Below are 13,238 nucleotides of genomic sequence, written 5' to 3'. Positions count from 1 at the left end.
GCACCGAGGCGCGCTGCGCATTGAGCTGCGGATTGCTCTGATAGGCCCGCACCAACGCCGCCTCAATGGTGTCCGCCGACACTGGCGCCGCGGCGAGTGGCGACAGCGCCAATGCCACAAGGCTAACGCCGGCCGCCAGTTTCAGAAACCCACCCATCCTGCGTAATCCATTGCTGGTCATGGCAAACCGAGATTGACCCCGGGACTCAGTTAGCCGTGCCCCATCCCCAGACATCTCTGTCACCATATGCTAGCGATTTTCGCGAAGGAACCCCGGAAGCCTGTTCCGCCAACGAAAGCTGTGGCGCTGGGTCGTTCGGGCCACACTTGATTTTGTTCTCCGGCCGCGCAGCGAGATCAAAACGCGAACTCGACCGGCCGCTGCAACCCCGGCAGCACCGGCGCGGCGGCATCGAACAGCACCCGGCTGCCGAAATCGTCCTCGGATCGAATCACGATCTCGGCGCGCGGCGGCTGGTTGCGCGCGAAGATTCCCACCAAACGCCCGCCATTACGGAGCTGCTGGTATAATGATATCGGCACGATCTCGGTGGCCCCATTCAGGATAATGGCATCGAACGGTGCCCGGTCCGGCGCGCCCTGCTCGTTCGGCGCGGTCTGCAGCTCGATATTGCCGAAGCCGCCGAGGCGCTTGAGCGTGTCGCGGCCCTGTTCGGCCAGCACCGGCTCGCTCTCGGTGGCGGTCACACGGCTGGCCAGCTTGGCGGCGAGCGCCGCGAGATAGCCGGTGGCACAGCCCACCACCAACACATGATCATCGCTATGCAGATCGGCGGCCTGCAGCAGCCGCGCGGTCACCGCAGGGCGCAGCAGGCAGCGCTGCGGCTCGCCCGGCCCGGCGACGTTGAGGTCGAGGTCGAGATAAGACATGTCGCGCAGGCTCGGCGGCACAAAGCCGTCGCGCGGCACGGCGCGCATCGCATCAATGATGCGCCAGTCAGTGACGCTGCTCGGCCGAATCTGCCCGTCGACCATGTTGCGGCGGGCGGTGGAATAGTCCGACATCCCCAAAAATCCCTGCAATCGTCACGGCTTCTTGCCGAGGCGTGCCATGTTTGATGCAAGGGATTTGAAAACGCAACGCTCGACGCAACCATCGGCGGTGCATGACGGCCTCCCAATCGCATCGCCAAACCGCCAGGCTGTGAGCCTGCCACTGGACGCGGCGAGAATCTGGTGCACCCTCACGCCGAAAACGCACGGGAAATGTCCGCTGAGCGGCGCCGGCGGCGCGAATACCGTGGTCAGACGGCCCTCAACAGCCTGCTTCAGCGCTGTCATTCGAATATTTTTGCTCGATATTCCAATTGTTTGTAACAATCTTTGAAAAAGTCGACAATTCCGGTCGCGGAACCGTCACTTCCCTCTTTGCAAGCCGATCGAGCTTTGTTATACGCTCCGCACGCGACGAGGTTTCGCGCTGTTCCCTGGTAGCTCAGTGGTAGAGCAACCGGCTGTTAACCGGTTGGTCGCTGGTTCGAATCCGGCCCGGGGAGCCATTTATATTCCAAGCACATATCCCAAGCAGATCACGCAATGGCTGAAGCGAAGCCGCGCGGCGCCTGAGCTGTGCCGCATCGACACCCCTCGCCGGTGTGCGGAGGCGCCCGACGTCGCTTTGGCAAACCATCAAAAACGCATTCATTCCCTGGAATTTGCTGCGATCAGATAAGACGAAGCATGAAGGCGTGCGCACCGCCGATTACGGCGGGCTGCTGATCGACGGCGCGAGCGGCGACATTTCAGGCATGGCACGGGTGATTGAGCGGGATCGGACGGCCTCTACAGGGCCCGCCTGGCGACTCGCCGGCCTCTGATGGCACGGACCCGAGCGCGCCGGGCCGCCGCAGCTGATTCCGCGCCTCGCCTGTTCGGAATTGAATCCCCATCACAAAGCGGCCGGATCGGGCTGCGATCCAGCCGCATTGCATCGCACGTTGCGGTTTCAGCAACCGGCTTTAGCGCGCCACTAGATCCGTACCGGCTCCGGCTCGGCGACCGGTGAAGGCGCCGCCGTGCGCTCCGGCTCCTGGCCGTGCTCGACCGCGTCGGCCGGCAGCTGCAGCACCACGGCCTGCTGCCCGGGGAGAAGATCGTTCACCAGCACCACGGTGCCATCGGCGAATTCCAGCGCGTCGTGATGCTGGTTGGGCTGATCCTCGTTGATCTTGCGGAACCGGGCCAGTTTCTGATGCACCGTGCTGCGGAAGATGGTGCGCTGCACCCGGACATCATGGGCAAAAGCGATTTCGGTGCCCGGCATCATGCAGACCGCGACCGCCTCATCCTCCACTGACGCAAACCCCCTGGTCGAGGTTTGCGCGAACCCGGTCGAAACCAGCGTCTCCGCCACTTTCGCCGGTCTCGAGGCAACACCACTCAGACTGTAATCGCACATGGAAGATCTCCTCACATGTCGAAAGGGCCACCCAGCGCGAGAGATAAAGATCAGCGCCCCGCTTCGTTCCCGGTGCTCGTCTACCGCGCTCGCCAACAGATCGCGATCGAGCGGTGAGCGCCACGCCGCCTCGGAACGTCTTGCCAGGGCGCCGGTTGGTCAGGCTCTCAAGCAGGAGCAACCGCATGAAACGAATCGGATTGATCGTTACGGCGACGGTGCTTGCCGTCTCCGCCACCAGCGCAGCCTTCGCCCAGCAGAACGTCGCCCGCCCCGGCTGGAGCCCTAATAACCGGCCCTATGTCAGCGACCAGCAACGTCAGGCCGAACAGCGCCGGCTGGCCCAGCAAGGTTACGGTTTTTGGCCCGGCGAAGTGGCGGCAGGCGTGGTCGGCGGCGCGCTCGGGGCCGCAGGCGCGATCGCAACCGCGCCGTTCGGCGGGCCGTACGCCTATTATGACGACCGCTTTGGCTATGACGACCGCTTTGCGCGGCGCAATGGCTTTGTCTGCCAGCCCGGCACCTGGTTCCAGGGCGAGGATGGCCGCACCCATCTGTGCCAGTGAGGATACCTACCCCGCCGCGCGACGCCAGATTAACATTTGACGGCGCGGCGGCAGCTATCCGGCATTTTCGCTAAAATTGCAGCAATCGGCGCAACCGGCCAACAACAGCGCTCTGTCACACTCGCCCTCAATCAGGGGGACGGTGTGATGAACGAGTACGAATACAACCAGATGTTGGATGATATCGCCTGGGCTTTGGACGACAGCACCCAGGACAATATGCCGTCGGCACAGGTGATCCGGCTGCCGCCGCGCGCCGCCAATGACAATGGCTTGGAATGGCCGCTGCTGCCGTTTCCCGACGATTTCATCGCCTGAGCGGACGCCCTGCCCGCGCTCGACCATGACGCGATGGCGGTGTCAGCTACCGCTGCGTCCGTGACGATCTTGTAAATGTCGATGTCGGCAATGTCGGGGTTTCTGGAGGCCACGTCGGGAATCGAACCCGAGTAAACGGTTTTGCAGACCGGCGCGTAACCACTCCGCCACGTGGCCCCATGGCCGGACTTCTATACAGCCTCTCGCCGATAATCAACTGACGCTGTCACTGTTATCGACGGCGGCGATCACGGCGCGGCGCCGGGCGCGGCGCCAAATCCGGCCGCACCGCCTGCACTTCCCGGAACCTCGCCAGCATACGCTCAAAGCTCGCCAGCAGCGCCTGCTCGAGTTCGGGGCGCTTTTCCAGCCGCCCGAGCAGCAGCCCGACCGCTTCCAGGGTCGAAAGACCGTCGCGGCGCGGCTCGCGGCGCAGCCGGCCATAGCGCGATGGCGCCTTCGGCCCGAGAATCACCCGCTGGCATTTCAGCATCCACGGATTGCGCCACCACAGCGCCTTGGCCTGGCTCCAGGTGCCATCCAGCACCACCACGCCCTGGATGTGGCGCAAAATGTCACTCTGATTGGCGGCCAGTTCACCCTTGCGGTCGAGCGCCACCAGCTCCTGCCCGGCAGCAAGCTCGGCAGCCTTGGCCGAGCCGAGATAGAGAATCGCCCAGCGCGATGGATCGGCGACCGGCCGCCCGAGCGCTTTGGCGAGGCTCGGCCACGACAAGCCGACTTTCAGCACGGCATTATCCAGATGCAGCGCCGTCAGCCGCGCCGTGCCAAGCGCCCGGTCCTGCTCCTGCGGATGCTGCAGGATCAGCACCGCGATCTTGTTGCTGAGCGCGGTGATGCCGTCGCACACGCAGAGTGGCATCGCCTTCTGGCAGCGCGGGCAGTCGGCCACCTCAGCAGCGGCGTCGAGATTGTGTTCCGGAGTGGTGGACATCGCAAACTCTCCGCTGCGCCTTTGCGGCCCGGCAGCTATGGCCCCTGGCCTGCGGTCGTGGCGGCCGGTGCGCGGCTCCAGCGCTGCCGCAGCCGGTCGATCAGCAGGTAGATCACCGGCGTCGTGTACAGCGTCAAAATCTGCGACGCCAGCAGCCCGCCAATAATGGTGATGCCGAGCGGCCGGCGCAGCTCGGTGCCGGGCCCAACCGCGATCACCAGCGGGATCGCCGCGAACACCGCCGCCAGCGTCGTCATCAGGATCGGCCGGAACCGGACGATACAGGCCTCGAAGATCGCCTCGGCCGACGGCAGCCCGCGCTGCCGTTCAGCCTCCAGCGCGAAATCGACCATCATGATGCCGTTCTTCTTGACGATGCCGATCAGCAGAATGATGCCGACAAAGGCGATCACGGTCAGCGGCGTATCGGTGAGCTGCAGCGCCAGCAGCGCGCCGAGCCCGGCCGAGGGCAGCGTCGAAATGATCGTGATCGGATGCGCCAAGCTCTCATAGAGCACGCCAAGCACGATATACATCGCCACGAACGCGCCGAGGATCAGCAAAGGCTGACGGCCGCTGGTCTTGCCAAAATCGCCGGCATTGCCGTCAAAAGTGCCGCGAATGCCCTCCGGCATGTGCAGCTCCTCGACCGCCTGCTGGATATTGCTGGTCGCGACCTGCAACGGCACGTTCGGTTGCAGATTGAACGACACCGTCACCGAGGGAAACGACTGCGAGTGATAGACCGACAGCGCGGTCAGATCACGCTTGAACCGCACCACCGCGGATAGCGGAATCTGCGCGCCATCGGCGCCGGCGACATAGATGCGGTCGAGATCGGTCGGGTCCTTCTGAAAGCGCGGATCGATCTCCAGCACCACCTGATATTGGTTGCGCTGCGTGTAGATGGTGGCGATCTGGCGCTGCGAGAACGCGTTATTAAGCGCGTCATCGATGTCCTTCACCTGTACGCCGAGACTGGACGCGCGCTTGCGGTCGATCTCGAGCGTCAGTTGCAGGCCGCCGGGATCGCGATCCGCCGACACGTCGGTGATGCCTTCGACGCTCTCCATGCGCTTGGCGACCAGCGGCGCCCAGGTCTGCAACAGATCAAGATCGGGGCTGATCAGCGTGTATTGATAGTCGGAGTCGCTCTGCCTTCCGCCGCCGCGCAGATCCTGCGCCGCAAACATGAACAGCCGGATGCCGGCGACCGAATTGAGATTGCGGCGCAGCCGATCGATCACCGCTTGGGTCGAGACGCCGTCGCGCTCCGCCATCGGTTTTAGCGCAATGAACATGGTGCCGCGATTGGAGCCGCTGCCGCCCGGCCCGCCCCCGCCGCCGAGCGTCGATCCGACGCTCTGCACCGCCGGATCGGCCATCACGATGTCAGCGAGCTTTTCCTGCAGATCGCGCATCGCCTGGAACGAAATGTCGGCCGAGGCCCTGGTCGAGCCGATCACGAAACCGGAATCATCGATCGGGAAATAACCTTTTGGGGTTTTGATGTAGAGCGTCACCGTCAGCGCGATGGTGGCAAAAAACACCAGCATGGTCAGCGCCGGCAATTTGAGCACTGCCTCCAGCGTCCAGGCATAGAACCGCACCAGCGCGGCCACCGATCCTTCGACCATGCGGTCGAACAGATTGTTGCGCTGCTCCGGGATGCGGCGGATGTAATGCGCGCAGATCATCGGCGTCACGGTCAGCGACACGATGGTCGAAAACGCGATCGCAAAGGTCAGCGTCAGCGAGAATTCACGCAAAAGCCGGCCGACCACGCCGTCCATGAACAGCAGCGGCGTGAACGCCGCGACCAGCGACAGGCTGATCGACAGCACCGTGAACCCGATCTGCTTGGCGCCGTCGAGCGCGGCCTGCAGCGGCGCCATGCCTCGCTCGAGATTGCGGTACATATTCTCGATCATGACGATCGCGTCGTCGACCACGAAGCCGACCGCGATCGCGAGCGCCATCAGCGACAGATTGTTGATCGAAAAGCCCGCCAGCCACATGCAGGCACAGGTGCCCGCCAGCGCCAGCGGCACTGATACCCCAGCGGCGATGGTCGGCGTGCCGCGCCGCAGGAACATGAACACCACCACCATCACCAGGATCGCGGTGGCGAGCAGCGTCCATTCCATGTCCTCGACACTGGCGCGGATGGTGCCGGTACGGTCCGTGACCGTGGAAATCTCGATGCCAGCCGGAATCCACTGCTTCAGTTCCGGCAGCAGCGCTTTGACGCGGTCGACGGTCTCGATGACATTGGCCGCGCTCTGCTTGGTGATCACGATCAGCACCGCCGGCTGCTTGTTGTACCAGGCTATCGAGCGGCTGGAGCGGGTGGCGTTCTCGACGGTCGCGACGTCGCCAAGGCGCAGCGTGGTGCCGTTCGCGCTTTTCACCACAATGTCGCGGAATTCGTCGGCGCTGCGCATCTGGCGATTGATCGACAGCGTCTCGCTCTGCAGCGCGCCGTCGAACATGCCAGCCGGCGCCAGCGGATTGGCGGCGACCACCGCGGCGCGCACGTCGTCGGTAGCAATGCCGGCATTGGACAGCGCCACCGGATTGAGCGCGATCCGCACCGCGGGCTGATCGGCGCCGGACACCGAGACCTCGCCGACGCCGGGCACTTGCGAGATGCGCTGCGCCAGCACGGTGTCGGCGATGTCATAGACCGCGCCGGTGGACATGGTTTTCGAGGTCAGCGCCAGAATGAACACCGGCATCGCCGCCGAGTTGGCCTTGCGGAACTTCGGCATGGTCGGCATGTCGGTTGGCAGATCGCGCATCGCGGCATTGATGGCGGCCTGCACGTCACGCGCGGCGCGATCGATGTCGCGGCCGATCTCGAATTGCAGTTGTATCCGGGTCTGACCGAGCGAACTGGTCGAGGTGATCTGATCAACGCCGGCGATCTCGCCGAGCCGGCGCTCCAGCGGCGCCGCCACGGTCGCGGCCATCACGGCCGGCGCCGCCCCCGGACGCGCCGCCGAGACGAAGATCATCGGGAAGTCTACATTGGGCAGCGCCGCGACCGGCAGGAAACGATACGCCACCAGCCCGATCAGCAGCAGGCCAAACGATAGCAGCGTGGTTCCGACCGGACGACGAATGAATGGCTCGGAGAGCGACGCCATCAGCGCGCCGTCCCGGCGGCATCGGCCGAGGCCGGTGGCAGAGCGCGCTCGACGCGCCGGTTGAGCCGGTCGAGCGCCAGATAGATCACCGGCGTGGTGTACAGCGTCAGCAACTGGCTCAGCAGCAGGCCGCCGACGATAGAGATGCCGAGCGGAAAGCGCAGTTCGGCGCCGGTGCCGCTTTCGATCGCGAGCGGCAGCGCGCCGAACAGCGCCGCCAGCGTGGTCATCATGATCGGCCGGAACCTGAGCAGACAGGCCTGCACGATCGCGTCATAGGACGACAGCCCCTGCTCGCGCTCGGCATCGAGCGCGAAGTCGATCATCATGATGGCGTTCTTCTTGACGATGCCCATCAGCAGGATGATGCCGATCAGCCCGATCACCGAAAGGTCCTGGCCGAACAGCATCAGGGCAAGGATCGCGCCGATGCCGGCCGAAGGCAGCGTCGACAGGATGGTGATCGGGTGGACGTAGCTCTCGTACAGAACGCCGAGCACGATGTAGATGGTGATGATCGCCGCCAGCAGCAGCCAGGGCTGGCCGGCCAGCGACTTGGAGAATTCGGCAGCGTCACCCGAATAGAGGCCGACAATGCTGCCCGGCATCTCGATGCGCTGTTCGATCGCCTTGATCGCCTTGACGGCGTCGCCGAGCGCCGCGCCCGGCGCGAGATTGAAGCTGAGCGGCACCGCCGGGAACTGGGCGCGGTGCGAGATCGCCAACGGCGCGGTGGTGCGGTTCAGCTCCGCCACTGCCGAGATCGGCACCTGCGCGCCGCCCGCGCCCGGCACATAAAGCTTTGACAGCACCGAGGGATCGCGCTGATAGATCGGCATCGCCTCCAGCACCACGCGATACTGATTGGCTTGGCCGTAGATGGTGGAAATCTGCCGCTGCGCAAAGGCATCGTTCAACGTGTCGTTGATGCTTTGCAGGCTGACGCCCAGCTGGCCGGCGCGCTGCCGGTTGATGTCGAGCGCGGCGCGCAAGCCGCCCTCCTGCGCTTCGGTCGAGACGTCGCGGAACACCGGATCGGCGCGCATCTCCTTGATCAGGCGGCCCGCCCATTCCGACACCTGCGCGCTATCGGTCCCGGTCAGGGTGTATTGATATTGCGAGCGGCTCGACTGGGTCGAGATCTGCACATCCTGCACCGCCTGGAAATACACCGTGATTCCGGGAATGGCGGCGACGCGCTGTTTCAGCCGCGCGATCACTTCGCCGATATCGGCGGCGCGCTCGCCGCGCGGCTTCAGCGTCATCACCAGCCGGCCGACATTGGGGGTCGGGTTGACCGAGCCGGCGCCGATCACCGACACCACGCCGACCACGTCGGGATCGGCGCGAATGGCTTCCGCGGCCTGCTGCTGGCGATCCCGCATTGCGGCCAGCGACACGTCGGGGCCGGCTTCGGTCACCGCGGTGATTGACGCGGTGTCCTGTAGCGGCAAGAAGCCCTTGGGCACGACCACATACAGCATCAAGGTGGCCGCGACCGTGACCAGGGTCAGGATCAAGGTCGCGCGCTGGCGCTGCAGCACCCACAGCAGCGAGCGGTGGTAATAGCGAGCGAGCGCGTCGATCCAGCCGCTGATGGTGGCGAGCCCGGGCACGCGCCGCTCCTGATGCGACGGCTTCAGCAGCCGCGAGCACATCATCGGCGTCAGGGTCAGCGACACCACCGCCGAGGTCACCACCGCGATGGTCAAGGTCAGCGCGAATTCGCGGAACATGCGGCCGATCAGGCCGGACATGAACAATAGCGGGATGAACACCGCGATCAGCGACATCGTCAGCGAGATCACGGTAAAGCCGATCTCGCGGGCGCCGGCAAACGCCGCCTGCATCGGGCTTTCGCCGTCCTCGATATGGCGCACGATGTTCTCGATCATCACGATCGCATCGTCGACCACGAATCCGGTGCCGATGGTCAGCGCCATCAGCGACAGATTGTCGAGGCTGAAGCCAGCAAAATACATCACGCCAAAACTGGTGATCAGCGACAGCGGCAGCGCCACGCCGGCGATGATGGTGGCGCGCATCGAACGCAGGAACAGCAGCACCACCAGCGTCACCAGCACCACGGCCAGCCCGAGCGTGAACTGCACGTCGTGCACCGAGGCGCGGATGGTGTCGGTGCGGTCCGACACCACGGTGAGCTTGACCCCGGCCGGCACCGCCTGCTGCAATTTGGGGATCAGCTCCTGGATCTGGCGCACCACCTCGATGACATTGGCGCCGGGCTGGCGCTGGATGTCGAGCACCACCGCAGGCGTGCCGTTGTACCAGCCGCCGGTGCGGTCGTTTTCGAGGCCGTCCAGAATCTGCGCGATGTCGCCGATCGTGACCGGGGCGCCATTGCGATAGGCGACGATGATCGGCCGATAGGCGTCGGCAATGGAGATCTGATCATTGGCGGCGATGGTGTAGGACTGCTGCGCGCCGTCGAGCGAGCCCTTCGGCCCCGAGACATTGGCGCCGGCGATCGCCGCGCGCAGATCCTCCATCGAGATGCCATAGGCGGCAAGGCGCGCGAGGTCGGCCTGGATGCGCACCGCCGGTTTTAAGCCGCCAAGCACGCTGACCCGGCCGACGCCCGACACCTGCGCCAGCCGCTGCGCCAATAGCGTATCGGCGAGATCACTCATCGCCCGGATCGAGACGGTGTCGGAGGTCAGCGCCAGCGTCATCACCGGCGCGTCGGCCGGATTGACCTTGGCGTAAATCGGTGGATACGGCAGGTTTTTCGGCAAAATGCCGGCGGCGGCGTTGATCGCGGCCTGCACGTCCTGGGTCGCGCCGTCGATGTCGCGATCGAGCGCAAATTGCAGCGAGATCTGGCTGACGCCATAGGAGCTGGTCGAGGTCATCGCCGTCAGCGACGGGATTTGCCCGAGCTGCCGCTCCAGCGGCGCCGTGATCAGCGACGCCACCGTATCGGGACTGGTGCCCGGCAATTGCGTCGTGACCTGCACGGTCGGGAAATCGACCTGCGGCAGCGCCGACACCGGCATTGCGAAATAGCCGAGCAAGCCGCCCAGCATCAGCGCGATGCCGAGCAGCGAGGTTGCGATCGGGCGCCGGATGAAGGGTGCGGAAACGCTCATGGCCGCCCCGCTCCCATCAATGGCCGCCGCCGCCCGGCCCGCCCGAACCGCCGCGGCCCTGGCGTTGCTTCGGCGCGAGGTCCGGCTTCAAGCCGGGGTCGCGATTGCCGACCCGGACCTTGGCGCCGTCGGCGAGATTGGCAAAGCCGGTGGTGACCACCCGGTCGCCGCGCTCCAGGCCCGAGGCGATCACCGCTTCGGTCTCGTTCTGCTGCAACACCTGCACCGGCCGCGCCGCGACCCGGTCCTCGGCGCCGATCACATAGCTGAATGTGCCGGCCGGACCGCGCTGCACCGCCGAGCTCGGCACCACCAGCGCCTGGTTCAGCACCTCGACCTTGAGGCGGACATTGACGAACTGCCCCGGCCACAGCTGGAAGCGCTCGTTCGGGAACTCGGCCTTCAGCTTCACGGTGCCGGTGGTCTGATCGACCTGGTTGTCGATGCCGCGCAGCTGGCCGGTATCGACCACGGTGACGCCGTCATTGCCGAACACGTCGACGCTGAGCGGCCCCTTGGCGGCCGCAGCGTTGACGCGCACGATCTGCTGCTGCGGCAGGCTGAACTGCACCGCGATCGGCTGCAACTGGGTCAGCACCACAATGCCGGTGGTGTCGGCGCCGCGGATGATATTGCCCTTGTCGACCAGCCGCAGACCGGCACGGCCGGAAATCGGCGCCACGATCTTGGTATAGCTCAGCGTCGCCGCGGCATTGTCGATCGCGGCCTGATCGGCGCGCACCTGGGCTTCCAGCTGCGCCACCACGGCGCGCTGGGTGTCGGCCTGCTGCTTGGAGCCCGCAGTCGAGGCCGCGAGCTGCTGATAGCGCGAAAGGTCGATCCTGGCATTGGCGAGCTGCGCTTCGTCCTGCGCCTTCTTGGCGACCGCCTGGTCGTATTGCGCCTGATAGATCGCCGGATCGATTTCGGCGAGCACGTCGCCGGCCTTGACGTCCTGCCCTTCCTTAAAATGCACCGCGATCAGCTTGCCATCGACCTGGGCGCGCACCGTCACGGTGTTGAGCGCGCGCACCGCGCCAACGCCGTCGAGATAGACCGGCACGTCCTCGACCTTGGCGCTCGCGGCCAACACCGGCACCGCCATGTCCGGCCGGCCGCGCGGCCCGCTCTGCTTGGGCTGGAATGCCCACCAGCCGACCAGCCCCATGGCGCCGAGGATCAGCGCGGTGATCGCCAGCGCCCGCCCGCGCCTCGGCTTTGAGGCGGACTGGGGCGACGGCGCGGCTGCCGTCGCAGCCTCCTGCTCCGGCTGCTCCTTGGATTGCGGCTTAAAGAGCATCAACCGTTCCTTCTGTCCCTGGTCCCCAGCCGCCACCCAGCGCCTGGTGCAGGCTGACAACGGCGAGCAGCCGCGACAGCTGCGCTTGCGACAACGTGTCTTCGGCTGAGAACAGCGTCAGCTGGGTATTGAGCACCGTGACGATGTCGGCGGTGCCGGCGCGCAATTGCTGTTCGGCGAGATCGAAGGCGCGACGCGACGATTCCACCACCTTGCGCTGCAATCGCAGCCGTTCCGTGTTCTGGCGAATCGATTCCAGCGCATTGTCGACGTCGGCAAAAGCCGACACCACGGTCTTGCGATAGGTCTGCAGCAGTTCGTCCTGCTGCGCCTTGGTGAGATCGAGATTGGACAGCAGCCGGCCGCCGTCAAAAATCGGCTGCGTCAGGCTGGCGGCCGCGGTGGTGAACGCCGCCTGCGGCGTGAACAGCGCCGCCAGCGCCACACTCTGATAGCCGCCCTGGCCGGTGAGCTGGATGCTCGGAAACAATTGCGCGCGGGCGCTGCCGACATTGGCGGTCGCCGCCGCCAGCCGCGCTTCCTGGCGGCGGATGTCCGGCCGCTGGGTCAACAATTGCGACGGCAGCCCGGGTTTGACCCGCGGCGCCGCGATCTGATCGAGCGAGCCGCCGGCAATGGTAACACTTTCCGGCGGCCGGCCGACCAGCGTCGCCAGCGTGTTGATGTTTTGCGCCAGCGTCAGCCGCAGCGGCGGCAGGCTGGCGCGCTGATTGGCGAGCACGCTTTCCTGCTGGGCGACGTCGAGCGCGCTGCTGGTGCCGACATTCTGGCGCTGCTTAATGGCGTCCAGGATGCGCTCGGCGCTGGCGATATTGCGCTTGGCGGTGCGGATCCGGTCCTGCGCGGCCAGCACCTGGAAATAGGCATTGGCGACGCTGGCGAGCGTGGTCAGCGCCACCACGTCACGGTCGAACCGGGCGGCGTTGGCGCCCTCTTCGGCGGCAATGGTCGCCTCGCGGTTCTTGCCCCAGAAATCGATTTCATAGCTGGCGCTGAGCGAGGTGGTGTAGGTGCTGACGCTGGTGGCCGAGCCGTTCTTGCGGCGGATCACATCAGCATCGCCATTGATCAGCGGCAGCAGCGACGATCCGGTGATGCGGGCCTGGGCGTCGGCCTGGCGCATGCGCGCGGTGGCCGCGGCGATGTCGAGATTGACCGACTGCGCCTCCTGCATCAGCGAGGTCAGCTCGGCGGAGCGAAAGCCGCGCCACCAGTCGAGCGACGGCCCGGCATCCGGTCCGCCCGGGCGCCCGGCCTTGTAGGCAGACGGCACATCGAGCGCCGGATCGGGCAAATCGTTGGTCAAAAGGCAGCCGCCGGCGCTCAGCGCCAATGACAACGCCGCCGCCGTTCTGACCAACCGGCCCGATCGCGATGAGGTGGCACTCATACGCCCGAAG

9 protein-coding genes, 2 tRNA genes and 1 pseudogene are annotated in these 13,238 nt (G+C 65.7%); 3 read left to right on the top strand and 9 right to left on the bottom strand.

Annotated features, from left to right (window positions below; all coding sequences use genetic code 11):
* Positions 1-157 (bottom strand): annotated as a pseudogene (locus BJ122_RS19495) (TolC family outer membrane protein); the annotation flags it as partial.
* A gap of 200 nt (positions 158-357) precedes the next feature.
* Positions 358-1,026 carry a protein-L-isoaspartate O-methyltransferase family protein gene (locus tag BJ122_RS01690; protein ID WP_110779421.1) on the bottom strand — a complete coding sequence of 223 codons (669 nt, stop codon included), beginning with the start codon at positions 1,024-1,026 and terminating at the stop codon, positions 358-360.
* A 419-nt stretch (positions 1,027-1,445) separates the two neighbouring features.
* Between BJ122_RS01690 and BJ122_RS01680 the strand changes: the two genes are divergently transcribed.
* Positions 1,446-1,520, top strand: a tRNA-Asn gene (locus BJ122_RS01680).
* A gap of 470 nt (positions 1,521-1,990) precedes the next feature.
* Here BJ122_RS01680 and BJ122_RS01675 read toward each other — a convergent pair.
* Positions 1,991-2,419: a hypothetical protein gene (locus tag BJ122_RS01675; protein ID WP_110779419.1), complete on the bottom strand. Its 429-nt coding sequence runs from the start codon at positions 2,417-2,419 to the stop codon at positions 1,991-1,993.
* A gap of 185 nt (positions 2,420-2,604) precedes the next feature.
* Between BJ122_RS01675 and BJ122_RS01670 the strand changes: the two genes are divergently transcribed.
* Complete coding sequence (locus tag BJ122_RS01670) at positions 2,605-2,985, top strand: hypothetical protein (protein ID WP_110779418.1); 381 nt, start codon at positions 2,605-2,607, stop codon at positions 2,983-2,985.
* Positions 2,986-3,132: 147 nt separating this feature from the next.
* Positions 3,133-3,303, top strand: a complete 171-nt coding sequence (locus tag BJ122_RS19105) for a hypothetical protein (RefSeq protein WP_181418846.1) — start codon at positions 3,133-3,135, stop codon at positions 3,301-3,303.
* Between the two features lie 103 nt (positions 3,304-3,406).
* Here the strand turns inward: BJ122_RS19105 and BJ122_RS01665 are convergent.
* The 6 genes from BJ122_RS01665 to BJ122_RS01640 all read right to left on the bottom strand — a co-directional run bounded on the left by BJ122_RS01665 (position 3,407) and on the right by BJ122_RS01640 (position 13,228).
* Positions 3,407-3,480, bottom strand: a tRNA-Cys gene (locus tag BJ122_RS01665).
* A gap of 55 nt (positions 3,481-3,535) precedes the next feature.
* Positions 3,536-4,258, bottom strand: a complete 723-nt coding sequence (locus BJ122_RS01660) for a tRNA-uridine aminocarboxypropyltransferase (RefSeq protein ID WP_110779417.1) — start codon at positions 4,256-4,258, stop codon at positions 3,536-3,538.
* Positions 4,259-4,293: 35 nt separating this feature from the next.
* A complete protein-coding gene (locus tag BJ122_RS01655; protein ID WP_110779416.1) occupies positions 4,294-7,407 on the bottom strand; it encodes an efflux RND transporter permease subunit in 3,114 nt (1,037 codons plus the stop codon).
* A complete protein-coding gene (locus tag BJ122_RS01650; RefSeq protein WP_110779415.1) occupies positions 7,407-10,517 on the bottom strand; it encodes an efflux RND transporter permease subunit in 3,111 nt (1,036 codons plus the stop codon). The genes BJ122_RS01655 and BJ122_RS01650 overlap by 1 nt, the downstream gene beginning before the upstream one ends.
* 16 nt (positions 10,518-10,533) lie before the next feature.
* The gene (locus tag BJ122_RS01645; protein ID WP_110779414.1) at positions 10,534-11,817 is read right to left on the bottom strand and encodes an efflux RND transporter periplasmic adaptor subunit; all 1,284 of its coding nucleotides are present in this window, start codon (positions 11,815-11,817) and stop codon (positions 10,534-10,536) included.
* A complete protein-coding gene (locus tag BJ122_RS01640) occupies positions 11,807-13,228 on the bottom strand; it encodes an efflux transporter outer membrane subunit (RefSeq protein ID WP_110779413.1) in 1,422 nt (473 codons plus the stop codon). Before BJ122_RS01640 ends, BJ122_RS01645 begins: the two co-directional genes overlap by 11 nt.
* Between the last annotated feature and the right edge of the window lie 10 nt (positions 13,229-13,238).

The sequence above is a fragment of the Rhodopseudomonas faecalis genome (genome assembly GCF_003217325.1).
GTDB lineage: Bacteria > Pseudomonadota > Alphaproteobacteria > Rhizobiales > Xanthobacteraceae > Rhodopseudomonas > Rhodopseudomonas faecalis.
Note: the sequence above shows the minus strand (reverse complement) of the source record. Positions and strands in the feature narration are given on the sequence as shown.

What these genes read in the sequence shown, in the direction of transcription:
- BJ122_RS01690 (WP_110779421.1), bottom strand. Translation starts at nt 1,026, where the DNA reads ATGTCGGACTATTCCACCGCCCGCCGCAACATGGTCGACGGGCAGATT.
- BJ122_RS01675 (WP_110779419.1), bottom strand. Translation starts at nt 2,419, where the DNA reads ATGTGCGATTACAGTCTGAGTGGTGTTGCCTCGAGACCGGCGAAAGTG.
- BJ122_RS01670 (WP_110779418.1), top strand. Translation starts at nt 2,605, where the DNA reads ATGAAACGAATCGGATTGATCGTTACGGCGACGGTGCTTGCCGTCTCC.
- BJ122_RS19105 (WP_181418846.1), top strand. Translation starts at nt 3,133, where the DNA reads ATGAACGAGTACGAATACAACCAGATGTTGGATGATATCGCCTGGGCT.
- BJ122_RS01660 (WP_110779417.1), bottom strand. Translation starts at nt 4,258, where the DNA reads ATGTCCACCACTCCGGAACACAATCTCGACGCCGCTGCTGAGGTGGCC.
- BJ122_RS01655 (WP_110779416.1), bottom strand. Translation starts at nt 7,407, where the DNA reads ATGGCGTCGCTCTCCGAGCCATTCATTCGTCGTCCGGTCGGAACCACG.
- BJ122_RS01650 (WP_110779415.1), bottom strand. Translation starts at nt 10,517, where the DNA reads ATGAGCGTTTCCGCACCCTTCATCCGGCGCCCGATCGCAACCTCGCTG.
- BJ122_RS01645 (WP_110779414.1), bottom strand. Translation starts at nt 11,817, where the DNA reads ATGCTCTTTAAGCCGCAATCCAAGGAGCAGCCGGAGCAGGAGGCTGCG.
- BJ122_RS01640 (WP_110779413.1), bottom strand. Translation starts at nt 13,228, where the DNA reads ATGAGTGCCACCTCATCGCGATCGGGCCGGTTGGTCAGAACGGCGGCG.